The organism is Janthinobacterium sp. Bl 1 (assembly GCF_058215535.1).
The window spans coordinates 1,000,552-1,025,296 of the sequence record NZ_CM177086.1; the positions used below are offsets into that span (position 1 = coordinate 1,000,552).

A 24,745-nucleotide genomic window follows, 5' to 3' on the forward strand; every position below is an offset into this window, starting at 1 on the left:
TTTATCGGTGCGTACGCCGTATTTATTACCTGTCGCGCCAACAAATAATTTTTTATTAATTATTGTCTCTGCGCGCAATTTGAATTTTACATTCAATAAAATCAATCAAGTTGAGTCAAAGTAAATTCTAAAACATAAATGAATTGGCTTTTATTAAATTATTTGACCAGTGTCACTGTCGCCGGGGAGATATATCATGGGTGCTTGATGTGGTATATTGTTTTTATGATTTTGTTATGCTAGTTGATAAAAATAGAGGAGCGACGATGCGGGTCAATACGCCTATCACGCAAAATGAATACGTATTAAATGAAGGCATGACGATTGTTTCCACAACGGATTTACAGGGAAACATCAATTACGCCAATCAGTATTTCATTGAAGTCAGCGGTTTTTCAGAAATGGAACTGCTGGGTGCGCCACAGAATATTCTGCGTCATCCCGATATGCCGGCCGAAGCGTTTGCCGACTTGTGGGACACCATCAAGACGGGCATGCCATGGACCGGCATGGTCAAGAACCGCTGCAAGAATGGCGATTTCTACTGGGTCTTCGCCAATATCACGCCCGTCATCGAAAACGGCCGCCCGATCGGCTATATGTCCGTGCGCACCAAGCCCACGCGCGAGCAGATCAACGAAGCGGCAGCCCTGTATAAAAGTTTTAAAGACGGCAATAGCGCCAACTTGGCGATCCGCAATGGCCGCGTCGTGCGCCAGGGCTGGGCCGCCAAGCTGGCCGGGTGGCGCAAGCTGACCCTGTCGCAAGACCTGGCCCTGCATTGCATCGTCTTCGGCGTGGTGCTGGCCATTCTCGGCTGCGCCGTGTGGAATATCGATGGCGACACGAGCACGGCCACGCGCAGCTGGCTCAGCGGCGCCGCCGCCGCGGCCGTGGCGCTGATGCTGTATTTCTGGGCCCACCTGCACAGTTCCCTCGTCGCACCGCTGGGCGAGGCCATCACGGTGGCGCGCAAGATGGCTGGCGGCGACTTGACGGGCGTCATCGACAAGGTGCGCGACGACGACATGGGCCAATTGATGGCGGCCTTGCGCCAGACGAATATCAATCTGCACAGCATCATCGGCGACGTGCGCGCCAACTTCGAGGATATCCGCGTCACCACGGCCGAGATCGCCACGGGCAATATGGATTTGTCCAGCCGCACGGAATCGCAGGCGTCCAGCCTCGAACAGACGGCGGCCAGCATGGAAGAGCTGACTTCCACGGTGCAGAACAGCGCCGACCACGTGGACACGGCCAATAAGCTGGCGGCGCAGGCGTCTACCGTCGCGGCCAAGGGCGGCACCATCGTCAGCGAAGTGGTGACCACGATGGACGAGATCAGCACCTCGTCGCGCAAGATTCTCGACATCATCGGCTTGATTGACGGCATCGCCTTTCAGACGAATATCCTCGCCTTGAACGCGGCCGTGGAAGCGGCCCGCGCGGGCGAACATGGCCGCGGTTTCGCCGTCGTGGCCGGCGAAGTGCGCAGCCTGGCGCAGCGCTCGGCAACAGCGGCGAAAGAAGTGAAAAACCTGATCGATCATTCGATCGCCACCGTGAACGCGGGCAGCGTGCTGACCAGCAATGCGGGCGCCACCATGACGGAGGTGATCGCCTCGGTAGCCCGCGTGACGGAAGTAATGGACGAGATTTCCTCGACCACGCGCGAGCAGAACCAGGGCATCGGGCAAGTCAACCAGGCCGTCATCCACATGGATGGCATCACGCAGCAGAATGCGGCGCTGGTGGAGCAGGCGGCCGCCGCCGCCACCAGCCTGGCGCAGCGCACCGACAGCGTGGCCCAGTCGATCGGCATCTTCAAATTGAAGGCGTCGCCCAAGCGCAAGACGGCTGGCGTGGGACGCAGCGTGGGCGCGGGCGTGGCGGCAAGGGCCTTGCTGAAGGCACGCTAATTACCCCAACGGCGAAAGGCCGGGGTCGTACCCGTCGGGTACGACCGCAGGTTTTGCTTTTTGGGTACTTTTACTGCTTCACCCGATACACCTCTCCGCTGCGCACCTTCTTCACCACCCCATCCCCGCCAAACAGAATCACGTATTCTCCCTGCGCGCCCGAAACGGCCGGGTAGGTGTACATCCAGACTTCATTGCCGCTGTCGAAGCGGATGGACGTGCTCTCTCCCAGCGCGGCGCGCACCTGTTCGCGCGTGCTGCTGCCCGGTTGCACCGTCTGTTCCAGGGTTGCGTAAGGCACGTTCTTGCTTGCCTGCAAGGCGCGCGTGCCGGAGCAGGCGGCCAGCAGCATCAGCATGGCGGACAGCAGCCATTTCATGGCGCCACCTCGTCCATGTAAGTAAATTCCAGCAGGGTGTCGTCGGGCCAGCTGGCATCCCACAGGGGCGCGTAATACGTGCGGTCGAGCAGTACTTGGCAATCGCAATAGGGCAGCGAGGCGGGCGTCTGCTCGCCGCCCGCGTACAGCATCGTGAACGGCAACGCCAGGCGGCGCTCGCCATGCACGAGGGTCACGCCGAACAGGGGCCGCTCCGTGAAGAACAGGTAATTGCCGTCCGGCTCGGAACAGACCTTGTCCGTGCTGTAGAGCATGCTGGACAGCCAGGCGATGATTTGCGGGTCGTTCGAGATCAGGCCCGAATCCATGCCGGCGCGGCATTCCAGGCGCAGGTCGCCCAGGCGCCGCATGCCGGGCGGCAAGCCGGGCGTGATCACTTGCGCGCGCCAGCTCATGGTGGTGGCCTTGCGGTTGGCGATCAGCACCGCGTCTTCGCGCGCCGCTTGCGCATTGCGCACGGGGGCAAAGCTGTTGTCCTCTGCCAAGGGTAACGGGATGCTGACGGTATCGCCGGCGATGCGCAGCCGCACGCCCGTCATGTCCACGCCAGGCTGGCGCGGCAGCAGGCGAAAGCGCAGGCTCGCTTGCGGCGCCAGCGCGCGGTCGCGCTCGAAGCGGTCCACGCCCTGCAGCATCTTGCGGTAGGATTTATCGACGGGGTCGCGCGTGGCGTCCACTTTGACCTGCGGCACGGGTGCGGTTTGCGCCAGGGCAACCGGGCCAGGGAGCAGGCAGGCAAGCAGCAGGGAAATAGGAATGCGCATGGCTGGATGCTACGCTTTTTTGCACATCAGCCACGCACGGGTGGGTGACTCAGTATTCGTTCAGTATTCGCTATATTTGCGGGCGTCGCCACGCACCTGCTGCGCCGGGTATTTCTGCGCATTGAGTTCCATCTTTTCCAGTACGGCCGCGTGCAGGTCGACGCCGCTCTTGTCGGCCAGGCGCACCAGGTACATCAGCACGTCGGCCAGTTCATGGCGGATGCCCGTGCGTTTGGCCTCGTCCAGCTCGGCGTCCGCGCCCGTGGGCAGCCACTGGTAGTGCTCGGCCAGTTCCGCCACTTCGACGGACAGGGCCATGGCCAGGTTTTTCGGCGTGTGGAACTGATCCCAGTCGCGTTCTTCGGCAAAGGCGCGCAGGCGCGTCCGGATGTCAAGCAGGCTGTCGGCAGGCGCGTTCATGCCGCCACCTGCAGCGGTTTTTCCATGAAGACACTGAACGGATCGTCGGGATAGTCGCCGTACGGCCCGCGCCGCTGGTAGCCGTGGCGCGCGTACAGGGCGATGGCTTCGGGCTGGTGGATGCCCGTCTCTAACGTCAGCAAGCGGCAGCCGCGCGCCAGCGCCTGCTCTTCCAGCAGGGCCAGCAGGCGCTTGGCCAGGCCCAGGCCGCGGCTGTCCGGGTGCACGTACATGCGCTTGACCTCGCCGAAATCGGGCGTGACGACGATGGCGCCGCAAGCGCGCGCCGCGCCTGCCGCATCGCGGGCGACGGCAAACAGCAGGGTATCAGGCGGCACGGACGCCAGGTCCAGCGAGTAGACGCACTCGGCCGGATACAGGGTCTGTTGGTAGGCGTCAAGCTCGGCGATCAGGGTTTGCACGTCGTCTTGCTGCGGCGATTCCAGGCGGATGGTCATGGGAAGGTCGAATGTATGGGACTTCCCCCATGTTATCACTGCGGCCGCGCCAGGCGCATCGTCAGGCCGATGGGCGACATCACGAAACCCATCAGTTCCTGCGCATCGCCGCCATCGGGCGTGTCGACGCCGGCGATGTCGAAGCTGCCCAGCAGCATGGCCATGGCGATCTTGATTTCCAACAAGGCCAGGTAGCGGCCCGGGCACGTGCGCAAGCCGGCGCCGAAAGGCATGGCGGTGCGCTTGTTGTTCGCCTCGCCGCTTTCCAGCCAGCGTTCGGGCTGGAACGCCTGTGCATCGGGAAAGTGCGTATCGGACACGCTGTCGTGGCGCATCACGCACCACAGCATGCTGCCGGCGGGCACGGCCACGTCGCCCACCACCGTGTCGCGCAGCGCTTCGAGCGGAATGTAGGGTGCCACCGGTTTCAAGCGCATGGCCTCGCTGGCGCAGGCGCCCAGGTAGTCGAGGCTATCCATTTGCGCCATGGTGAACTGCGCCACGTCGGGCGCCAGGCGCCGTACTTCCTCGCGCGCCTTGGCCAGGCTGTGCGGATGGCGCTGCAACAGGTAGATGATCCAGGAAATCGTGTGGGCCGTCGTGTCTTCGCCGGCCAGCAGCATGGTCAGCACATTGCCAGCCACGGCGCGGTCGTTCACGCCGCTGCCGGGTTCGTCGGCGGCGGCGATCATGGCTTCGAGCAGGTTGGGCGGGCGCACGCGCCGCGCGGGGTCTTGTTCCATGCGTTCGCGCGCCTGCCGCACCAGTTGCGCCACGGCCACGTCCAGCGCCGCCACGTCGCGGTCCAGGCGCCGGTCGACGGGCAGCTTGACGTAGCGCCAGTACGGCAGCATCGACAGGCTGCGCCGCGCCACGGCGGGCAGGATGGCGTCCAGGTGGCGCTGGATCACGTCCTCGCCCGATTCTAGCGTGTTGACTTCCGTGCCGAAGGCCAGGCCGGCGATGATGTCGACCGTGTAGCGCTTCAGGTCGCCATCGAGGGCAATGGACTGGCCTTGCGTGGCGGCATGTTGCCAGCGCCGCTGCAGGCGCTGCGCCACCGTCACCAGCGCGGGAAAATACGCCTTGATGGCGCCTGGCGCCATGCCGGCCATCACCATGCGGCGCTGGTTGCGCCACTCGCTGCCTTCGGCCAGGAAGACGCCGGGATTGCCGCCCATTTCCTCCGAGACGATGTAGCTGCTGAGGGGGCGGCGGAAACCATCGGGGCGGTCGCGCAGCACGGCGGCCACCGCCTCGCTGTCGGCCACCACCAGTACCAGAGTGCGGCCGAACCAGGCACGCATGAAAGGTCCATAGCGGCGTACCCAGCCTTCCACGTCGCGGTGGATGCGCGGCAGCCGCACTTGCATGGCGTTGCCGATGATGGGCAAGGCGAATGGCCCCGGCAACTGGCGGATCTGGCGCAGGGTGGCGGCGGGTGCGGCGGCGTGGTCGAGTGGCGGCATGAAAAGCTCCTGTGGGAACGATGGCTAGACTCTAGCGCGCTTGCGCGCACGCGTCTTGAACGAATACGACATCGCGCGCGGCCAAAAATTGCCGGTACAATCATCGCCATGCCTGCCGCCCCCACGCCCCTGACCCGCTTGATCGCGCCGCGCACCGCGCTCGCTTCCTGCGTGCGCGCCTTCCTCGTGCGCGACACCACGCATTGCGCGCCGCTGCCGCCCGCGCAGCGCCTGAACCGCTTTCCCGCCACGCCCATGTGCTGCCTGCTGTGGACGGTCGCGGGCGACGTCGAGGCGGCCGCGCCCGGCCCCGACCTGCTGCACGTGCGCATGCCGCCCGCCCTGTTCAGCGGGCCGCGCGGCTATCCGCTGGTCAGCTACAACCCCGGCCCCGTGCACTCGTTCATGGTGATGCTGTATCCGGCCGCCCTGCATGCGCTGACGGGCATCGACATGGCGGCCCTGTTCGACCAGGTGCGTCCGCTGGAACCGCTGTTCGACGCCGACTGGCTGGCCTTGTCCGACGCCGTGCTGGCCGCGCCCGACGATGCAGCGCGCATCGCGCTGGTGGAAGCATTCCTGGTGCCGCGCTGGGCGCTGGCGCGCAAGAGCGGCGACCATCCCACCGGCGCCATCCAGGACTGGGTGCGCCGCCTGGGCGTACAGGCGGCCTCGACGGGCCTGGCCAGTGGCGCGCGCAACATCGAGCGCCGCATCAAGGCCTGGGCCGGCCAGCCCATGCGCACCCTGCGACGCATGCGCCGCGCGGAACAGTCGTTTCTCGACGCACGCGAGGCCATGCTGCAAGGCAATGCTTCATGGACCGATATCGCCGCCGAGGGCGGCTACGCCGACCAGGCCCACCTGTGCCGCGAAGTGCGCGCCATCACCGGCCTGAGTCCCACCGAACTCGCACGCGCCAGCCGCGAAGATGAAAGTTACTGGATCTACCGAATATGGGCGTAATCCGGCCGGTGGTGATGTCTGATTACGCGGCGTACCGCCGCTAATCCGGCCTACCCATGGGGGCGAGTAGGTCGGATTAGCGTGGCAACGCCACGCGTAATCCGACAACATCGTTGGCGTGGCCGGTGGTCATGCCGGATTACCGCTCGCTGTACACCTTGCCTTTGGACAGGGTGACTTCATGATGCCCCGCGCCGGGTGCCATCATGGGGAAACAATTTTCTGCGCCATGTACGCGCACGTCGAGGAAATACGGGCCGTCGGATGCCAGGCAGGTCGCCAGCGCCGCGTCGAGGTCTTCGCGCCGGCTCACCGTATGCGCCTGCCAGCCGAAGGCGCGGGCCAGGGCGACGAAGTCGGGCAGCGCTTCCGTGTAGCTGTGGCTGTAGCGCCCGCCATGGATGAGTTCCTGCCACTGGCGCACCATGCCCATGTAACCATTGTTCGACAGCACCACTTTCACGGGCAGACGGTGCTGCACGGCCGTGGCCAGTTCCTGGATATTCATCAAAATCGACGCGTCGCCGCTCACGCACACGATGCGCTTGCCCGGATGGGCGATCTGCGCGCCGATGGCGGCCGGCAAGCCGTAACCCATGGTGCCGGCGCCGCCCGAGGTGAGCCAGCGGCGCGGCTGCTCGAAGCGCAAATGCTGCGCCGCCCACATCTGGTGCTGGCCCACGTCGGTGGACACGATGGCGTCCTGTCCGTCCAGGGCCGCCTGCAGCCGGCGCATCAGCGCCTGCGGCGCGATCACGTCCGGCGTGTCGTCGAAGACCAAACTATCCTGCGCGCGCCAGCCGTCGATGCGTTGCCACCACGGCTGGCGGTCCGCCAACAAGCGGCCGCGCAGCTGCGCCAGCAGGGCGGCCAGCACGGGCGCGCAATCGCCGCGCAGGGCCACGCCGGTGCGCACCACCTTGCCGATCGACGCCGGGTCGATATCGACATGGATGATTTTCGCGCCGGGGCAGAAGGCGTCCAGCCTGCCCGTGACCCGGTCGTCGAAGCGAGCGCCCACGCAGACGATCACATCCGCGTGGTGCATGGCCAGGTTCGCTTCCAGGGTGCCGTGCATGCCCAGCATGCCGAGGAAGGCCGGGTGCGAGGCGGGAAAGGCGCCCAGGCCCAGCAGGGTCAGGGTGCACGGCGCGGCGGCCAGTTTCACCAGCTGCTGGAAAGCGGCGCAGGCATCGAGGCCGGAATTGATGAGGCCTCCGCCGCCATAGAACACGGGCTGGCGCGCGTTGGCGATCAGGCTGGCGGCCTGATCGATATCGGCCGCGTCGGGCAAGGGGGCGGCGACGTTGGCGGCGGACGGCAACGGTGTGCTGGCCGTAACGGGCGCCAGCTGCATATCCTTGGGAAAATCGATCAGCACGGGGCCGGGCCGGCCTTGCGTGGCTTGCACGTACGCTTCGTGCACGACGGCGGCCGTCTCGTCGGCCGTGCGGATTTGCCGGTTCCACTTGGTGACGGGGCGCGAGATGCCCAGCGCGTCGCATTCCTGGAAGGCGTTCGTGCCGATGCTGGTGGTGGCCACCTGGCCGCTGATGCAGATGACGGGCACCGAATCGCACAGGGCGTCGAGCAAGCCCGTGGTGGTATTGCTCATGCCGGGGCCGGAGGTGACGAAGACGACGCCGGGCCGCCCCGTGCTGCGTGCATAACCCTCGGCCGCGTGCACGGCCGCCTGTTCGTGGCGCACCAGCACGTGGCGCAAACGCGGCTGCGCGTGCAGCGCGTCGTACAGGGGCAGCACGGCGCCGCCGGGATAGCCGAAGACGGTGTCGACGCCCAGGGCCAGCAGGGTGTCGATCAGGGTGCTGGCGCCGTTACGCGGCGCAAGATCGTGGGCGGGAGCGAGGAAGGGAGCGGGATCGGGTTTCATGTGTCTATTTTCTGCTTGCCCTGGCAGAAAAGGCTGCTGGTTTTCTCGTATAAAATGCCTTGATCAGCAAAATTTGCTGCAAACATGGGAAATTTCAAAATGAAGCTCGACAAATTCGACCTCGCCATCCTGACGGCCCTGCAGCAGGATGCCCGCATCAGCCTGCACGAGCTGAGCGCCAAGGTGGGCCTGACCTCGTCGCCATGCTGGGCGCGCATCAAGCGCATGGAAGACGATGGCGTCATCGAAGGCTACACGGTGAACGTCAACGCGGCCAAGGTGGGGCTGGCCGACACCGTCATCGTGCAAGTCACCCTGGACGACCATTCCGACCAGGCCCTGTTCGAGTTCGGCCACGCGCTGGCCATGATCCCGGAAGTGCTCGAAGCGTTTCTCGTCTCCGGCGATTACGACTACTACCTGCGCATTGCCGTCAGCGACACGCGCGACTATGAACGCCTGCTGCGCGAGCGTTTATACAAAATCCCCGGCATCCGCCACAGCAAATCGAGTTTCGTGCTGCGCCAGCTCAAGCAAAGCTATTTGCCCTTGCAGCGATAGCCTGCCCTGCACGGCGGGAGTTTTTCCCTAGTTCATCGATGGTGACTGTCCGATACTGGACAGACATAAAAACCATGATAAAAACGGGGACCCGCATGAAACTGACTTTATTGGCCGCTGCCGCCATGGCGCTGTGCCAGGCGCAGGCCGCCGAGCCTGCTGCCGCCAGCCTGGCCGCGAACCTGGCCGCCTCGGGCGACTTGCCCACCGTCATCATCACGGGCAGCATGCCGCTGCCCACCGTGGAGCGGCCGCGCGATACCTTGGCCGCGCCCGCGCAGACGGCCAGCGCGCAGCAGATCGCCGGCACCGGCGCGCTCGATATTTCCGCCTTCCTGCGCCGCAACCTGGGCAGCGTCTACGTGAACGAAGTGCAGAACAACCCGTTCCAGCCCGACGTCAGCTACCGCGGCTATACGGCCTCGCCGCTGCTGGGCACGCCGCAGGGACTGTCCGTGTACCTGGACGGCATGCGGCTGAACCAGCCGTTTGGCGACGTCGTCAGTTGGGACTTGATACCGCGCATGGCAATCAAATCGCTGACCTTGATGCCTGGCTCGAATCCCCTGTTCGGCTTGAATACCCTGGGCGGCGCGCTGGCCTTGCAGACCAAGGATGGCAAGAGCCACCCCGGCACCGCCGTCGAGACGCGCCTGGGTTCCGATCAACGTCGCGGCGTCGAGGTCGAGCATGGCGGCAGCAATGCGCAGGGCTGGCACTGGTATGTGACGGGCAACCGCTTCAAGGAAGATGGCTGGCGCGACGATTCGCCATCCGACGTGCGCCAGGTGTTTGGCAAGCTGGGCTGGAGCGATGCGCGCACCGATATCGCCGTCACCGTGGCGCACGCGGACAATGCGCTGACGGGCAACGGCTTGCAGGAACAGCGCATGCTGGCCCGCGACTACCGCAGCGTCTACACCAAACCTGACTTGACGCAAAACAGGTCGACCCTGCTGAACCTGACGGGCAAGCACCAGGCCAGCGCCGCCTTGCTCTTGTCCGGCAATGTCTACTACCGCAAGATCGATACGCACACCTACAACGGCGACCTGAACGACGAGTCGCTCGACCAGTCCATCTACCAGCCCGGCGCGGCCGAGCGTGCTGCCCTGGCGGCGGCCGGCTACACGGGCTTTCCCGCCAGCGGGGCGAATGCGTCCAATACGCCGTTTCCGAAGTGGCGCTGCATAGCCAACGTGCTGTTGAACGACGAGCCGGCCGAAAAATGCAATGGCATGATCAACCGCAGCCATACCGAGCAGGAAAACTATGGTTTTTCAGGCCAGTTCACCGCGCTGGCCGATGTGGCGGGCGCGCGCCACGCCGTCACGGCCGGCGCCGCCTTCGATGCCAGCCACGCCACGTTCCGCCAGACGAGCCAGTTCGGCTACCTGAACCCGGACCGCGGCATCACGCCCGTCGACTTCTTTGCCGACGGCACGCAAATCGACGACGATGGCACGCCCGTCGACAACCGCGTCGACTTGAGCGGGCGCATGCGCACCTGGAGCGTGTATGCGAGCGACAGCATCGCGCTCAAGCAAGACTTGACCCTGACCATCTCCGGCCGCTACAACCGCAGCACGGTGCGCAACCGTGACGCCATCACGCCCGGTGGCGGCAGCGGTTCGCTCGACGGCGACCACCGTTTCAGCCGCTTCAATCCCGCCATCGGCCTGGCCTATGCGCCAGTCAAGGGCGTGAGCGCCTATCTCGGCTACAACGAAGGCAGCCGCACGCCGACGGCCATCGAGCTTGGTTGCGCCGACCCGGACAACCCTTGCCGCCTGCCCAACGCCATGGCCGGCGACCCGCCCTTGAAACAGGTGGTGACGAAGACGTGGGAAGCGGGCGTGCGCGGCCAGTGGGGCGAGGTGGCGCGCTGGAGCGCCGGCCTGTTCCGTGCGGAAAACCACGACGATATCCTGTTCGTGGCCGACAACCAGGCCGGTTTCGGCTACTTCAAGAATTTCGGCAAGACGCGCCACCAGGGCGCCGAATTGGCGCTCGACGGCAAGGCGGGCGCGCTGGACTTCGGCGTCAACTACACGTGGCTGCAGGCAACGTACCAAAGCCGGGAAACCGTCAACGGCAGCGCCAACAGCAGCAGCGATGCCGAGGCGCCCGGCCTGGAAGGCAATATCGCCATCACGCCGGGCAACCGGATTCCGCTCACTCCGAGCCATATCCTGAAGGCGCACGTGGAGGTTCAGGGTGGACGCGACTGGACGGTGGGTCTGGCCATGACGGCCGTGTCGAGTTCCTATGCGCGCGGTAATGAAAACAATGCGCACCAGGCGGGCGGGCCAGCGTACCTGGGCGCGGGCAAGAGCGGCGGCTACGCCGTGGTCGAGCTCAATGGCAAATACCAGCTGACACGGCAACTGAGCGTGTTCGCCCAGGTCAACAACCTGTTCGACCGACACTATGCGACGGCAGCCCAGCTGGGCGCGACGGGTTTCGACGCCACCGGCAACTTTGCCGCCCGGCCGCTGCCGGCCGTGAACGGCGAGTATCCGATGGTCAACGCGACCTTCTATGCGGCCGGCGCCCCGCGCAGCGTGAATGTGGGCTTGCGCTACGTGTTTTAAGGGTGGATCTGTTCAATGACGCCGTTGCGCAGGGCAAGATGGACGAGGGCGGCGGGGCCGGGCACGTCGAGCTTTTCCTTGATGCAGGTCTGGTGGTTGGCTACCGTCTTGCTGCTCAGGTGCAGCAGGCGGGCGCAGTCGGCGGCGCTGCGGCCTTCGGCCAGCAGGCGGAAGATTTCGAATTCGCGCTGGCTCAGGCTGCTCAAGCGCTCCGCTTCCATGCGGGCCGTGCCGTGCAGCACGCCCGGCGCGCTGTGCGGATCCAGGTAGTGCCGGCCCGCGTGGGCGGCGCGCACGGCATCGACCAGGTGTTCCGGGTCGGCCTGCTTGCTGACGAAGCCGCAGGCGCCGCCATCGAGCGCGCGGGCGATCAGCTGCGGTGTGTCGTGCATGCTGAACACGAGCACGCGGGCGCCGGCGTCGCGGGCGATCAGCTTGCGCAGCAATTCCAGGCCGCCGATGCCGGGCATGGACAAATCCGTCACGCAGACGTCGGGCGCGTGTTCCAGATGCAAGCCATACGCCGTTTCGCCATTGCCCGCCTCGGCCACGACGGCGATGTCGCCACCCTGTTCCAGCAGGCGCCGGTAACCGGTGCGCACCACCGGGTGGTCGTCGACCAGCATCACGCGGATCGGAGTCATGGCCGCGTTCATGCCGCACCGGCCGCCAGCGGCATCGCCACTTCGATGCGCAAGCCGTTGCCCAGCGCGCTGATCCAGCGGATATGGCCGCGCAGGCCGGCCACGCGCTCGCGCATGCCCAGCATGCCGAAGCCATCTGCCGGCGTTTTGTCTGGATGCAAACCCTGGCCATTGTCTTCGATGGCCAGGTGCAGCAAGCCGTGCGCATCGGCACGTAATTCCACCGTGGCCCGGTCTGCGCCCGCGTGGCGCGCCACGTTCGTCAAGCCTTCCTGCACCAGGCGGTAGATGGCGGTGGCCGTGCTGTCGTCGAGGCTGGCGGGGATGGCGTGCGGCGCGAAATGGCAAGCGATGCCGTGCTGCTGGGCCCAGCTGTCGCACAGCGCCTGCAGGGCCGGCGCCAGGCCCAGGCTGTCGAGCACGGGCGGGCGCAGCCGGCGCAGCATGGTGCGCACCATCGCATGCAGCGCTTCCGACGAGCGGGCGATGCTGGCCGCGCACGCCTGCACGTTCGCCTGGTCGCCATCGCGCGCGCGCAGGATGTAGCTGGCGGCGGCGCGGATGGCCGTGCAGTCCTGTCCCACTTCATCGTGCAGCTCGCGCGCCAGCGCGCAGCGCTCCTCTTCCTGCGCGCGCAGCAGGCGCTGCGTGAGGGCGCGGTTTTGCGCCAGCAGCAGCGCCACCTGGCGCCCGCGCCGCACGGCAAAGCCGGCCAGGGCAAGCGCCAGCAGCAACAGGCTCAGGGCCAGTTCATCAAGTTGCCAGTGCTCATGGCGCCACAGCGCGTAGGTCAGCCGTTCGGCCAGGTCCAGCCTGGCGGCCAGCAGGAAAAAAGCCAGCGCCAGCGCGCAGCACACGAGGAGGCGCCGGGCCGGCCGCGTGCCAGAGCGGCCGTTGCCGGCCAGTTGGTAGTGTTCCATGATGCAGCTCCCTGTGCACGGTCGATTCTCTTGTTGTGCAAGCTTCATGCCATCGCGCAGGGGCTGTGGCTGGGCGCGCAGCGGCGAGAGACAAGTGTTCCAGGATGGAACAGGTGTACCGCGATGTGACGGGGGTGCCGGCGCGGTGGGCGCGGTTTTCGAGCTTATCTGAAGTCGCGCCGGCATGCTGGCGCACACGTCTGCGGTGTGAGGCATTGTTGTTCCAATGTAACGTTGAGATTCCTCAAGCTTTCATAGATAAAACAAAACAAAGTATCGCAGAGTTAGATAAAAAATAAATAAATGATATTAAAAATATGTTATTTGTTTTATGCGATTTGCTATATTTGTTGACACTTTTGTGAAAAAGCTGAAAGCGGGCGCCAGACCTGCCGACCTATCTATCCACAACAAACAAGGGAATAGAATGAATCGTCCATCACATGCGCGGGTATCGCCCGCCACTGCCCATCCGCCCGCTACCCGCGGTCGCGCCACCATCCTGGCCGCGCTGGCCACCTTGTCCGTGCTGGCCTCGGCGCCGGCCATGGCCGATATCCTGACCTTCGATAATTTGCGTCCCGACGTGTATGAAAGCGGCCAGACGCTCAATACGTCGAGCTACAACCTGCTGTTCCTGGCCGACCCGACCACGGCGGCCGGCGGCGGCGTCAGCGGCGTGGGCGCCATCCTCGATGGGCGCGCGGGTTCGTCGTGCGATATCGCCGCCTGTCCGCAGGGCGGCACCGGCAACTACCTGGCCATCCTCAACGATGGCGGCGTGAATTTCGCGCGTGCCGACCACCAGGCGTTCAGCCTGGCAGGTTTCGACTATTCCTTCATCGCGCCCGTATCCGGCTTGCCCAACATGCAGTGGGGCCAGCTGCAGCTGAGCGGCACCCTCAGCAATGGCCAGGTGGTCAGCACCTCGCTGGCGTTCCCGGGCCAGGGCAGCGATGGCAACTACCATTTCCAGAGCGCATCCCTGCTGGGCGGCTTCAGCAACTATGCGTTCACGGGCCTGACCTTCAACGCGTGTATCTTCAACGATACGGGCGCGTGCGGCAATTCCATCGATTTCCCCGCCTTTAACCAGGGCCAGTTTGCGCTCGACAATATCAACATCAGCGCCGTGCCGGAACCGTCGACCTATATGCTGCTGCTGGCCGGCCTAGGCGCCATCGGCATGCTGTCGCGCCGCCGCAGCGGCAAGTTCGCCGCGTTCACCGTGCAAGGAGCATGAGATGAAACTACGTCCCGTTTCACTCGCTATCCTCCTGCTGGCCGCCAGCCTGGCGCAAGCGGCGCAGGCGCAGGAACGCCGTTCCTACATCGTGCAGCTGGTCGACAAGCCGGCCGCCACCTATACGGGCCAGGTCGACGGCCTGGCCGCCACCAAGCCGGCCCCGGGCGCGCGCATCAACGTGGGCGCCGCCGATGTGCAGGCCTACCTGAGCTACCTCGACACCAAGCAGGCCGCCGTGGCCGGCACCGTCAGCGCGGCGGAAATCACGCACCAGTACAGCGTCGTCTTCAACGGCTTTTCCGCCTTGCTGACGGACGATGAAGTGCGGGCCCTGAAGAAAAACAGCGGCGTGGCCAGCATCAGCGCCGACTCCATCCTGCAGCTCGACACCAGCTACACGCCGACCTTCCTGGGCCTGCACAAGCCGGGCGGCCTGTGGGAACAACTGGGCGGCAAGACGCACGCGGGCGAAGACATCATCATCGGCATCGTCGACAGCGGCATCTGGCCCGAGAACACGGCCTTTGCCGACCGCCTCGACGAGAACGGCGTGCCCAGCCACAGCGGCAGCAACGTCGTGTACGGCGCGCCGCCGGCCAGCTGGCAGGGCACTTGCCAGACGGGCGAAGGTTTTAGCGCCGAGAATTGCAACAACAAACTGATCGGCGCACGCTACTACCGCGCCTCCACGGCGGCGCTGCACTGGACGGAATTCCGTTCGCCGCGCGATTCCGTCGCCGGCCTGACGGGGCACGGCGGCCATGGCACGCATACGGCGTCCACGGCCGGCGGCAACAATGGCGCCTTGGCCACCTCGAACGGCGTGTCGCTGGGCAAGGCATCGGGCATGGCACCGCGCGCGCGCATCGCCGCCTATAAAGTGTGCTGGACGGCCGCATCGACGGGCCGCAACGGTTGCGCCACTGCCGACAGCGTGGCCGCCATCGACCAGGCCGTCAAGGATGGCGTCAACGTCATCAACTTCTCCATCGGCCCGAACGCGGGCGGCGGCGCCTTCGACGAGCCGACGGAAGTCGCCTTCCTCGGTGCGGCCGCGGCCGGCGTGTTTGTCGCCACGTCCGGCGGCAATTCCGGTCCATCCACGCCGGCGCCCGACGTGCCGGCGCCCGTCTCGCACATCAGCCCGTGGCTGGCGACGGTCGCCAATTCCACCCACAACCGCCTGTACGCGGGCAATGTCATCCTCAGCAACGGCACCAGGCTGGAAGGCGCATCGAGCAATGCGAAGACGCCGACCCTGCCGCTGATCCGCTCGCGCGATGCGGGCCTGGCCGGCGTGCTGCCGACGGACCTCAATTTGCTGCGCTGCTTCGGCGGAGCCGATGCCACGTCCGCTTATCTGGACCCGGCGAAAGTGGCGGGCAAGATACTCGTGTGCGACCGTGGCGGCAACGTGCTGGTCAACAAGAGCGCGAATGCCAGGACGGCGGGCGCGGCGGGCGTGGTCATCGCCAACGTGGCTGGCGGCGCCAACACCATCATCAACCAGGCGCACACGCTGTCGACCGTGCACCTGGCGCAGGCGCAGGGCGACGCGCTGAAGGCTTTCATGGCGTCCAATCCGGACGGCACGGCGGCATTGGGCGAGATCCATACCATCCCCGACACGACGGTGCAGGCGCCGATCGTCAGCGACCGTTCCTCGCGCGGACCGAACGTGGCCAACGCGAACATCCTGAAACCGGATCTCTCGGCGCCCGGCACCAACATCCTCGCCGGCGTGACGGCCGACCTGACCCCGGCGCAGCGCGATGCCGTGGCGGCCGGTGGCGTGGCGCCAGTGGCCGAGTGGGATTTCTACTCCGGCACTTCGATGGCCAGCCCGCACGTGGCCGGCGTGGCGGCGCTGCTCAAGCAGCAGCATCCGGGCTGGTCGCCCGCCGCCATCAAGTCGGCGCTGATGACGACAGCCTTCAGCACCTATCCCGATGGCTTGAACGGTTCCGTGTCGTGGGATGCCACGGCGAAGAACTCGGGCCAGCTGCCATGGGGCCAGGGCGCCGGCCACATCGCGCCGAACAGCGCGGCCGATCCCGGCCTCGTGTACGACGTGTCGGAAATCGACTATGCGCGCTTCCTGTGCGGCCTGAACCTGAAGGTCTACAGTCCCGCCACGTGCCAGGCCGTCGGCACCATTCCTGCCTACAACCTGAACCTGGCGTCGCTGACGGCGGCCAACGTGCTGGGCACGCAAGTGCTGACGCGCACGGTGACCAACGTGGGCGCCAGCAGCGCCGTCTATAACGTCTCGGCCAGCCTGCCCGGCTACACGGTGGCGGTGACGCCAACGAGTCTGAGCCTGGCGCCGGGCGCCAAGGGCCAATACCAGGTCAAGCTGACGCGCACCACGGCGCCGGCCAATACCTGGACCTACGGCGCCCTGAGCTGGACGGATGGCACGCATACGGTGCGCAGCCCGCTGACGGCGCGCGGCACGTCGCTGGCCGCCATTCCGCTGGTCAGCAGCGAAGCGGCCACGGGCAGCAAGGTGCTGACCCTGGGCACGGGCTTCACGGGCGCGCTGGTCGGCGTCAAGTCGGGTCTCGTCGAAGCCGTGCGCCAGACGCGCACGATCGGCCAGGCGGTGACGGGCGCGGCATCGGCTGCCTGCAAGGCGGGCGGCGCGACGGGCGTGAACGTGCACAACGTGGTGGTCCCGGCCGGCACGCTGGCGGCGCGCTTTGCCACCTACGATACGGAAACGACGGGCGGCGCGAATACCGACATGGACATGGAGGTCTACAACGCCGCCAATGTGCTGGTCGGCAGCAGCGGCAATGAAAGTTCCAATGAGCAGGTGGAACTGCGCCTGCCCGCCGCCGGTACCTACAAGGTGTGCATGATCGGTTTTGCGCCGCAAAACGGCCAGGCCGACTACGCCTTGTCGTCGTGGGTGCTGGCGCCGGGCTTGAACAACGGCAGCTTCAAGGCGCTGATGCCGGGCACGGCCTTCATGGGCGGCACGGCGTCTGTTTCGCTGAGCTGGTCCAACCTGGCCGAAGGCAAGCGCCACCTAGGCGCCGTCGGCTACCAGGTAGCTGGCGTGGTGCAGGGCGTGACGGTGGTCGAGGTCAATACCAATGACCCCGTGCCGCTGTTCCAGAACGCGCGCGGCGCCAAGCCGGTGCTGGCTGAATAAACCGTTTCAGGTGTGAACGCAAGGCGTGCCTCCGGGCACGCCTTTTTTTTAACGGAGACCCCCGTTCGGGAGGAATAGCACTTGCATGGCGGTAACGCCCCCGGTATCTTGTCGGCTAGCCAAGGCTTTGTGGCCTGGCATTCTTGGGGAGTCGCGCGTGACCAGTTTCCGCACCAATACCGACCGCCTGCTGGAAGTGCGCCTGCAGGATGAAAAAGTGCTGGCGATTGCCGGCGCGATGGTCGCCTATACGGGCGCCATCAAATTTGAAAAGTCCCTGCTCGGCGGCGAGGGCCTCTTCGGCGCGCTCAAGCGCAAGGTGACGAACGAAGGCATGCAGGTGATGCAGGCTTCAGGCACGGGCACGGTGTTTTTCGCGCAGAATGCGGCCGAGATCACCGTCATGGCCCTGGCCGGCGAAAAGCTGACCATCGAAAGCAGCAGCCTGCTGGCCTACGACACGAGCCTGAAGACGGGCACCAGCTTTGCGGGCCTGCGCGGCGCCAGTTCGGGCCAGGGTCTGTTTTCCACCACCGTCGAAGGCAACGGCAACCTGGCCGTCATTTCGCGCGGCAACCTGATCATGCTGGAAGTGACGCCCGCGCATCCGCTGCGCGTGGACCCGGACGCTTTCGTCGGCTTCAAGGGCGACATCCGCCAGGAATTCGTTTTCGACGTCAACTGGCGCACGATGATCGGCCAGAGCTCGGGCGAATCGTACCAGCACAAATTCACAGGCCAGGGCGTGGTGTTCATCCAGCCCGCCGAACGTTAAGTTAGCGAGGACCCGCGATGCCTGTCTATCAGCAGATCAATGAAAAGATGCTTGAGGTCAAACTCGGCAATGAAGAAGTGTTCGCGCGCAAGGGCGCCATGGTGTCGTACCAGGGCGACGTGGCGTTCAGCCGCTCCTTCCTGGCCGGCCAGGGCGTGCAAAGCCTGGCCATGCGCGCCGTCACGAACGAAGGCTACGCCATGATGTCGGCGCGTGGCACGGGCAGCGTGTTTTACGCCCAGGGCGGCCTGTTCGTCACCATCGTCCCCGTGCGCGGCGAAACGTTTTACGTGGAAAGCGATTCCCTGCTGGCCTTCGATGCGCGCCTGACGGCCGGCACCATGTTCCTCGGCAACCAGGGCGGCGTGCAGGGCGTGGTGCGCGGCATGGCCTCGGGCCAGGGCTTGTTTACCACCACCTTGCAAGGCACGGGCGACGTGGCGATTTTGTCTGACGGCAACGCCATCGGCTTGCCCGTCACGCCGGACGTGCCCGTGTTTGTCGACCCGCAAGCGTATATCGGCCACACGGGGCAGCTGAGCTCGACCATCGTCACGGACCTGAACTGGAAAACTTTCGTCGGCCAGGCGTCCGGCGAATCCTACCAGGTGAAGTTCACGGGCCAGGGCACGGTCTACATCCAAGCGAGCGAAAGGTAAGCCATGACGATTTACACTCCCGATACCTTGCCGAAGAACGATAACCTGAACCGTTTTTCGTATGTCATCGACGTCAAGGAACAGATCTTCATTCGCAAGGGCAAGATGATCGCCTTCTATGGCGAGCTGCGCTTCGAAGCCATGGGCAGCAGCGTGCTCGATTTGATCGTGCGCAATGCCTTCAATGCGCCGAAATACGTGCACCACTTTGTCGTCGCGCAAGGGCAAGGCCAATTGATCCTGGGCGACAACGGCAACGACCTGGCCTGCTACGACCTGGACAACGCCAACATGACCATCCGGGCGAAAAACCTGCTGGGTTTTACGAAGGATGTGATTTGCCAGGAATCGACCTTGCCCGGCTACCTGACGATGATAGGCACCGGTAAAGTGATCGCCTCGTCGAACGGCCCCGTGCATTTCCTTGAATTGCCGTGCCGCGTGGACGAGCAGGCCGTGCTGGGCTGGGCCGATTGCCCCAGCCCCTCGTATCACTACGATTATGCCCACGTGCAGGGCTGGGCCTCGGCCGCCGGCGCGCTCACGGGCTTTACCCTGTCGGGCGAGGAAAAGCAGATCGACTTCACGGGCGCCGGCACGGTGCTGGTGCAATCGTCCGAGCTGGACGTGACGGGCAGCTCGGCCCTGGCCAACCTGCTGGCGCAATTGCCGATGCTGGGCAAGGAAGACCTGGGGACCTTGAGCCTTTCCGTCCAGCAGCAGATGAAGCAGGAACGTTAAGCTACTTGGCGGCCGCCCAGCCGGGCGGCCGTTTTTCCAGGAAGGCGGTGACGCCTTCGTCCGCATCCTCCTCCATCATATTGCTCGCCATTACGTCGCCCGCATACGCATACGCGTCGTCCAGCGGCAGCTGGCGCTGCCGGTAGAACATTTGTTTGCCGTAGCGGATGGCCGTCGGGCTTTTCGCCATGATCTGCTGTGCCAGGCGCGCCACAGCCTCGTCGAGCGCCGCATCGGCCACCGTTTCATTGATCAGGCCCCAGTCGGCGGCCGTGTCGGCATCGATGAAGCGGCCCGTCACCAGCATGTCGAAGGCCCGCTTGGGCGACACATTGCGCGACAGGGCGACCGATGGCGTGGCGCAGAACAGGCCCACGTTGATGCCGGAAACGGCAAAGCGGGCGGACGCACCCGCCACGGCCAGGTCGCAGCTGGCGACCAGCTGACAGCCGGCCGCCGTGGCGATGCCGTGCACGCGGGCAATCACGGGCACGGGCAAGGTTTGAATGGCTTGCATCACGCGCGAGCATTGCGCGAACAGGGTTTGATAATACGCAAGCTGGCGCGTGGCCTGCATCTGGCGCAAATCGTGGCCCGCGCAAAAAGCCTTGCCTTCGGCGGCCAGCACCACGCAGCGCACGTGCGGCTGTTGCGCGATCGTGTCGAACGCCTCTTGCAGCGCGGCCAGCATGGCTTCGGACAGGGCGTTGAATTGCAGGGGGCGGTTCAGCCGAAGGGTGACGAGGCCGCCCTCGTCCTCGCGCAGCACCAACGGCGCTTCGGTATCATGTGTTGCGGTCATGCGGTCTCCAGTAGCCTGATGGCCTTGTTGTTCTAGGAAATCTTATTTGGCGGCATTGACGCTGCCGATGCCGGCGACCGACTTGTGCACGATCTTCGGCTTGCCGTAGTAGGTCAGTTCGCCCATGCCGCGCACCACGGCGTTCAGTTCGCCCGAGGAATACACCTTGACGGAGCCGATGCCTTCGAAATTGACGTCGACGTTTTTCGCCAGCAAGGCTTTCGTATCGACTTCGCCCACGCCTTGCGCCTTCAGGCGCAGCCAGTCGACCTGGCCATCGGCGGCCAGGCGGCCCGCGCCCTTGTAGCTGATATCGACTCTTGGACCATTGAGCTTGGTGAGGATTTTTTCGCCCGCGCCTTCCGCGATCAGCTTGCGCAAGGTGGGCATGGTGATGATGACCCGCGGGTCGCCCTCGGTCTTCTTGATGTCCTTATCCTTCATGGAAATTTTCAGCTCGCCATCGACCACTTCCGTGATCACGCCGCTGAGGAATTTCTGGTCGCCGCGCAGCAGCAGGCTTTGCTCCTTGCCCGATTCCACTTCGATGCTGATGGGGCCGCGGATGTCGATGGCGTTGAAGGCGGCTACCGTGCGGGTTTGCTCGTCGGCATGCGCGAGGGTGGAGAGGCAGGCGAGGGACAGGACTGGCAACAGGAACAGAGGACGCATGGCGGTTTCCTTGAGTAGTTGATCAGTGTATTCTATTGTGCAACATCTCGATTGGGGAGAAATTTGCGACGAACGGCACAAATCGCGGTGCCGATGACACGGCGGCGCCGGCCAGCCGCGCGCCCGGCAAGGTGTCGTTGGTCTATGCTATGGCGTACCGCGTCCTGGAGAACAGATGAAAAATTACCACAAAGAAGATTATCCCGTCGCCGACATCCGGCGCTTCCTCGAACCGGGGCCGGTGGTGCTCGTCAGTTCAACGTGGCAGGGCGAAAGCGACGTCATGACCATGGCTTGGCACATGCTGATGGAATTCACGCCATCGTTGCTCGGCTGCTTCATTTCCGACGCGAACCACAGCTATGAAATGATCAAGCGCAGCATGGAATGCGTGATCAACCTGCCTACGGCCGACATGGTCGACCAGGTGGTCGCCATCGGCAATTGCAGCGGTGAAGACACGGACAAGTTCACGGCTTTCGGCCTCACGCCCCAGCCGGCCGACCTGGTGGGCGCGCCCCTGATCGCCGAATGCTACGCCAACTTCGAATGCAAGCTGGCCCAGGTGGCGGGCAACCCGAAGGGCGGCTTCTTCATCTTCGAGTGCGTGAAAGCCCACGTGGCCACCTCGCCCAAGCTGCCTGAAACGTTACATTACCGCGGCAACGGCGAGTTCATGGTGTCGGGCCGGACCATCAGCCGCAAGAGCTTGATGAAACCTGAAATATCGTAGGTCGGATTAGGTTCGATTAGGCGCAAGGCGCCGTAATCCGACACCACCGTTGGCCGATGATTAAATCACGCCCTGCGCCAGCATGGCATCGGCCACTTTCACGAAACCGGCAATATTGGCGCCATCGACATAGCTGACCGTGCCATCGGCGCGCGTGCCGTACTGCTTGCACGCGGCGTGGATGCCTTGCATGATCTGCAGCAAACGCGCATCGACTTCTTCGCGCGGCCAGGAAATTCGGGCCGCGTTCTGGCTCATTTCCAGGCCGGACGTGGCCACGCCGCCCGCATTGCTGGCCTTGCCCGGCGCGTACAGCACGCCGGCCGCTTCGAAGGCTTTCGCTGCCTCGATGGTGGTGGGCATGTTGGCGCCTTCGGCCACGCATTGCACGCCATTGGCGATCAAGGTGCGCGCATCGTCGATATGCAATTCATTCTGCGTGGCGCAGGGCAGGGCGATGTCGACCGGTACATGCCATGGCGATACGCCCGACTCGAAGCGCACGCCCGTGCGTGCGGCGTAGTCGCTGACCCTGCCATACAAATGGTTCTTGACCTCCATCAGGATGGCCAGCTTTTCCGGGGTAAAGCCTGCCTCGTCGATGACGGTGCCGCTCGAATCGGAGACGGTGATGACTTTCGCGCCCATGGCCATGGCCTTCTCGACCGCATACTGCGCCACGTTGCCCGAACCGGACACGGACACGCGCATGCCTTCGAACGAGCGGCCCCGCGTTTTCAGCATTTCCTGCGCAAAGTACACGGTGCCGTAGCCCGTCGCTTCCGGCCGCATCAGCGAGCCGCCGAAGCTGGCGCCCTTGCCCGTGAACACGCAGTCGGCGCGATTGCTGAGCTTTTTCATCATGCCGGCCATATAACCGACTTCGCGCCCGCCCACGCCGATGTCGCCGGCCGGCACGTCCGTGTCCGACCCCACGTGGCGGAACAGTTCGCTCACGAAGGCCTGGCAGAAGCGCATCACTTCACCCGGGCTTTTGCCCTTCGGATCGAAATCGGAGCCGCCCTTGCCGCCGCCCATCGGCAAGGTCGTCAGCGCATTCTTGAACGTCTGCTCGAAGGCGAGAAATTTCAGCACGGACAAGGTCACGGAAGGGTGGAAACGGATGCCGCCCTTGTACGGCCCGATGGCCATGCTGTGCTGGATGCGGTAGCCGCGATTGACTTGCACTTGCCCGTGATCATCGACCCACGACACGCGGAACATCACCACGCGCTCGGGCTCGATCAAGCGTTCCAGCAAGCCTTGTTCCGCATATTTCGGGTGCTGTTCCAGGAACGGCCACAAGCTCTCCATGACTTCGGTGACGGCTTGCAGAAACTCGGGTTGACCTGGATTGCGTGCGGCGACATGCTGGACATACTCGTGAGCAGATGCGTATTTCATCAGAATTCCATGGAGGTAATCGGTTATTTGGGCAACTATCATCGCAGATTTCGCACAAAAATGGTGCGGAAATTTGGTTTTGAGGGGTTTCTGCTACATTGTGGGGATTTTTTGGGGAGTGGGGCCGATGCTAGCCGTAAACGACAACGCCAGCCCGAAGGCTGGCGTTGTCGTCATTCTTGCGTGCCTGGCTCGTCAAGCCAGGACAGCGATCACCCCGCCATGCCGCGCAGGATCAAGCCCGTGATGTAGGCGCCGTAGGTGCCCAGCGCGTAGCCGAGCACGGCCAGCAGCACGCCCACGGGAGCCAGGGCCGGGTGGAAGGCGCTGGCGATGACGGGAGCAGAGGCGGCGCCGCCGATGTTCGCCTGCGATCCCACGGCCATGAAGAACAGAGGGGCGCGGATCAGCTTGGCGACGAGCAGCATCAGGCCGCCATGCACGGCGATCCAGATCAGGCCCAGCAGGAACAAAAATGGCTTGTCGAGCAGGGCGCCCAGGTCCATGTGCATGCCGATGGTGGCCACCAGCACGTACAGCATGGCCGAGCCAATGGTCGAGGCGCCCGCGCCTTCCAGGCTGCGCGCCTTGGTAAAACTGAGCAGCAGGCCGAAGGTGGTGGCGAGCACGACGATCCAGAAGAAGTTCGACGTCAGGCTGTAATCCTGCAAGCGCCATGCGGCGGGCAGGGTGTTGATCCAGCTGATGATGGGGCCGGCCAGGAAATGCGACAGGCCCGTCACGCCCAGGCCCACGCCGAGGATGATCATGATGTCGGTCAGGTTGGCGATGCGCGCGTGCTGCGTGCGGTAGCTTTCGATGCTGTCCTTGAGCGCATTGATGGCCGTCAAATCGGCACCGGTCCAGCGGTCGAAGGCGCCCGCGCGGCCGGCCAGGAACAGCAGCACGGCCGTCCAGACGTTGGCCACCAGCACGTCGACGGCGACGAACTGGCCAAACAGGGTGGCGTCCACTTCAAACACTTCCTTCATGGCCGCCTGGTTGGCGCCGCCGCCTATCCACGAGCCGGCCACGGTGGTCATGCCGCGCCAGGTGTCGCCGGCCACCGTTTCCGGGTGGATCAAACGCAAGGCTTCGAACGAGACGAGGGCGCCCAGCATGACGCCCAGGGTGCCCGTCAAAAACATGATGATGGCCTTGGGGCCGAGGCGGATGATGCCGCCGAAGTCGATGGCCACGCACAGCAGGACCAGCGCGCTGGGCAGCAGATAGTCGCGCGCCACGGCGTACAGGCCGGACGCGTTGCCGTCGATGATGCCGAACGTGTTGAGCAACGCCGGGATCAAGTAGCACATCAGCAGGGAAGGGATATACGTGTAGAACTTTTTCCAGAAGCCGTCTGGGCGGGAAGCGCTCCAGAAGACGGCTCCCAGGGTCATGGCGAGCAGGCCGAGGACGACGGCGTCATTGGTGATCAGGGCGGGTGTGGCAGGTGGCATCGGGGATTCCGGTGAACGTGTCAGGGACGCACGGGATGCCGATAAGGCCCCCGGGCGCGGGTGGCCGTATCGTATAGCAATGTT

At 64.7% G+C, this 24,745-nt stretch carries 22 protein-coding genes; 10 read left to right on the top strand and 12 right to left on the bottom strand.

The annotated features are described in order from the left end of the window. The first annotated feature begins 266 nt into the window (after positions 1 to 266). The gene (locus AC4BCN_RS04510; protein ID WP_490492667.1) at positions 267 to 1,922 is read left to right on the top strand and encodes a methyl-accepting chemotaxis protein; all 1,656 of its coding nucleotides are present in this window, start codon (positions 267 to 269) and stop codon (positions 1,920 to 1,922) included. A 70-nt stretch (positions 1,923 to 1,992) separates the two neighbouring features. Here AC4BCN_RS04510 and bamE read toward each other — a convergent pair whose 3' ends face one another. From bamE to AC4BCN_RS04535, 5 genes are read right to left on the bottom strand one after another with little or no spacing between them, the layout of a single operon-like run. Next, positions 1,993 to 2,301 (bottom strand): outer membrane protein assembly factor BamE domain-containing protein, encoded by a 309-nt coding sequence (gene bamE / locus AC4BCN_RS04515; protein WP_490492668.1) that lies wholly within the window; start codon positions 2,299 to 2,301, stop codon positions 1,993 to 1,995. Then, positions 2,298 to 3,086, bottom strand: coding sequence for a hypothetical protein (locus AC4BCN_RS04520; RefSeq protein ID WP_490492669.1), 789 nt, complete (start codon positions 3,084 to 3,086; stop codon positions 2,298 to 2,300). The genes bamE and AC4BCN_RS04520 overlap by 4 nt, the downstream gene beginning before the upstream one ends. A gap of 60 nt (positions 3,087 to 3,146) precedes the next feature. Then, positions 3,147 to 3,506 carry a nucleotide pyrophosphohydrolase gene (locus tag AC4BCN_RS04525; RefSeq protein WP_490492670.1) on the bottom strand — a complete coding sequence of 120 codons (360 nt, stop codon included), beginning with the start codon at positions 3,504 to 3,506 and terminating at the stop codon, positions 3,147 to 3,149. Beyond that, positions 3,503 to 3,964 carry a GNAT family N-acetyltransferase gene (locus tag AC4BCN_RS04530; protein ID WP_490492671.1) on the bottom strand — a complete coding sequence of 154 codons (462 nt, stop codon included), beginning with the start codon at positions 3,962 to 3,964 and terminating at the stop codon, positions 3,503 to 3,505. Before AC4BCN_RS04530 ends, AC4BCN_RS04525 begins: the two co-directional genes overlap by 4 nt. Before the next feature lie 35 nt (positions 3,965 to 3,999). Then, positions 4,000 to 5,433, bottom strand: a complete 1,434-nt coding sequence (locus AC4BCN_RS04535; protein ID WP_490492672.1) for a cytochrome P450 — start codon at positions 5,431 to 5,433, stop codon at positions 4,000 to 4,002. A 108-nt stretch (positions 5,434 to 5,541) separates the two neighbouring features. Here AC4BCN_RS04535 and AC4BCN_RS04540 point away from each other — a divergent pair, with 108 nt between their 5' ends. Further along, complete coding sequence (locus AC4BCN_RS04540) at positions 5,542 to 6,399, top strand: helix-turn-helix domain-containing protein (RefSeq protein WP_490492673.1); 858 nt, start codon at positions 5,542 to 5,544, stop codon at positions 6,397 to 6,399. A 139-nt stretch (positions 6,400 to 6,538) separates the two neighbouring features. Here AC4BCN_RS04540 and ilvB read toward each other — a convergent pair whose 3' ends face one another. Next, positions 6,539 to 8,290: a biosynthetic-type acetolactate synthase large subunit gene (gene ilvB / locus AC4BCN_RS04545; RefSeq protein WP_490492674.1), complete on the bottom strand. Its 1,752-nt coding sequence runs from the start codon at positions 8,288 to 8,290 to the stop codon at positions 6,539 to 6,541. A gap of 99 nt (positions 8,291 to 8,389) precedes the next feature. On the opposite strand from ilvB, the gene AC4BCN_RS04550 reads away from it, so the two are divergent. Together AC4BCN_RS04550 and AC4BCN_RS04555 are read left to right on the top strand one after the other, a co-directional pair. Then, complete coding sequence (locus tag AC4BCN_RS04550) at positions 8,390 to 8,851, top strand: Lrp/AsnC family transcriptional regulator (RefSeq protein WP_034784295.1); 462 nt, start codon at positions 8,390 to 8,392, stop codon at positions 8,849 to 8,851. Positions 8,852 to 8,946: 95 nt separating this feature from the next. After that, on the top strand, positions 8,947 to 11,445 hold the full coding sequence (locus tag AC4BCN_RS04555; protein WP_490492675.1) for a TonB-dependent receptor: 2,499 nt from the start codon (positions 8,947 to 8,949) through the stop codon (positions 11,443 to 11,445). Here the strand turns inward: AC4BCN_RS04555 and AC4BCN_RS04560 are convergent. Both AC4BCN_RS04560 and AC4BCN_RS04565 read right to left on the bottom strand, forming a co-directional pair. After that, a complete protein-coding gene (locus AC4BCN_RS04560; RefSeq protein WP_490492676.1) occupies positions 11,442 to 12,089 on the bottom strand; it encodes a response regulator in 648 nt (215 codons plus the stop codon). The genes AC4BCN_RS04555 and AC4BCN_RS04560 overlap by 4 nt on opposite strands. Positions 12,090 to 12,097: 8 nt before the next feature. Beyond that, on the bottom strand, positions 12,098 to 13,009 hold the full coding sequence (locus AC4BCN_RS04565) for a histidine kinase (RefSeq protein WP_490492677.1): 912 nt from the start codon (positions 13,007 to 13,009) through the stop codon (positions 12,098 to 12,100). Between the two features lie 427 nt (positions 13,010 to 13,436). Here AC4BCN_RS04565 and AC4BCN_RS04570 point away from each other — a divergent pair, with 427 nt between their 5' ends. The 5 genes from AC4BCN_RS04570 to AC4BCN_RS04590 all read left to right on the top strand — a co-directional run bounded on the left by AC4BCN_RS04570 (position 13,437) and on the right by AC4BCN_RS04590 (position 19,590). Then, positions 13,437 to 14,252 (top strand): NF038120 family PEP-CTERM protein, encoded by an 816-nt coding sequence (locus tag AC4BCN_RS04570; protein WP_490492678.1) that lies wholly within the window; start codon positions 13,437 to 13,439, stop codon positions 14,250 to 14,252. Between the two features lies 1 nt (position 14,253). Further along, the gene (locus AC4BCN_RS04575; RefSeq protein WP_490492679.1) at positions 14,254 to 17,415 is read left to right on the top strand and encodes a S8 family serine peptidase; all 3,162 of its coding nucleotides are present in this window, start codon (positions 14,254 to 14,256) and stop codon (positions 17,413 to 17,415) included. Positions 17,416 to 17,572: 157 nt separating this feature from the next. After that, positions 17,573 to 18,190 carry an AIM24 family protein gene (locus AC4BCN_RS04580; RefSeq protein ID WP_181877963.1) on the top strand — a complete coding sequence of 206 codons (618 nt, stop codon included), beginning with the start codon at positions 17,573 to 17,575 and terminating at the stop codon, positions 18,188 to 18,190. A gap of 17 nt (positions 18,191 to 18,207) precedes the next feature. Beyond that, positions 18,208 to 18,849: an AIM24 family protein gene (locus tag AC4BCN_RS04585; protein WP_034753503.1), complete on the top strand. Its 642-nt coding sequence runs from the start codon at positions 18,208 to 18,210 to the stop codon at positions 18,847 to 18,849. Between the two features lie 3 nt (positions 18,850 to 18,852). Continuing rightward, on the top strand, positions 18,853 to 19,590 hold the full coding sequence (locus AC4BCN_RS04590) for an AIM24 family protein (RefSeq protein WP_128141197.1): 738 nt from the start codon (positions 18,853 to 18,855) through the stop codon (positions 19,588 to 19,590). A gap of 1 nt (position 19,591) precedes the next feature. Here AC4BCN_RS04590 and AC4BCN_RS04595 read toward each other — a convergent pair whose 3' ends face one another. Together AC4BCN_RS04595 and AC4BCN_RS04600 are read right to left on the bottom strand one after the other, a co-directional pair. Further along, complete coding sequence (locus AC4BCN_RS04595; RefSeq protein WP_490492680.1) at positions 19,592 to 20,392, bottom strand: enoyl-CoA hydratase; 801 nt, start codon at positions 20,390 to 20,392, stop codon at positions 19,592 to 19,594. A 42-nt stretch (positions 20,393 to 20,434) separates the two neighbouring features. Continuing rightward, entirely contained in the window at positions 20,435 to 21,064 is a 630-nt protein-coding gene (locus AC4BCN_RS04600) for a head GIN domain-containing protein (protein WP_139092626.1), read from the bottom strand. 175 nt (positions 21,065 to 21,239) lie between these two features. On the opposite strand from AC4BCN_RS04600, the gene AC4BCN_RS04605 reads away from it, so the two are divergent. Then, complete coding sequence (locus AC4BCN_RS04605) at positions 21,240 to 21,797, top strand: flavin reductase family protein (RefSeq protein WP_490492682.1); 558 nt, start codon at positions 21,240 to 21,242, stop codon at positions 21,795 to 21,797. 60 nt (positions 21,798 to 21,857) lie between these two features. On the opposite strand, the gene gdhA is transcribed toward AC4BCN_RS04605, so the two are convergent. Together gdhA and AC4BCN_RS04615 are read right to left on the bottom strand one after the other, a co-directional pair. After that, positions 21,858 to 23,201 (bottom strand): NADP-specific glutamate dehydrogenase, encoded by a 1,344-nt coding sequence (gene gdhA, locus AC4BCN_RS04610; RefSeq protein WP_490492683.1) that lies wholly within the window; start codon positions 23,199 to 23,201, stop codon positions 21,858 to 21,860. A gap of 212 nt (positions 23,202 to 23,413) precedes the next feature. Continuing rightward, positions 23,414 to 24,661 (bottom strand): DUF819 family protein, encoded by a 1,248-nt coding sequence (locus AC4BCN_RS04615; protein WP_128141202.1) that lies wholly within the window; start codon positions 24,659 to 24,661, stop codon positions 23,414 to 23,416. Between the last annotated feature and the right edge of the window lie 84 nt (positions 24,662 to 24,745).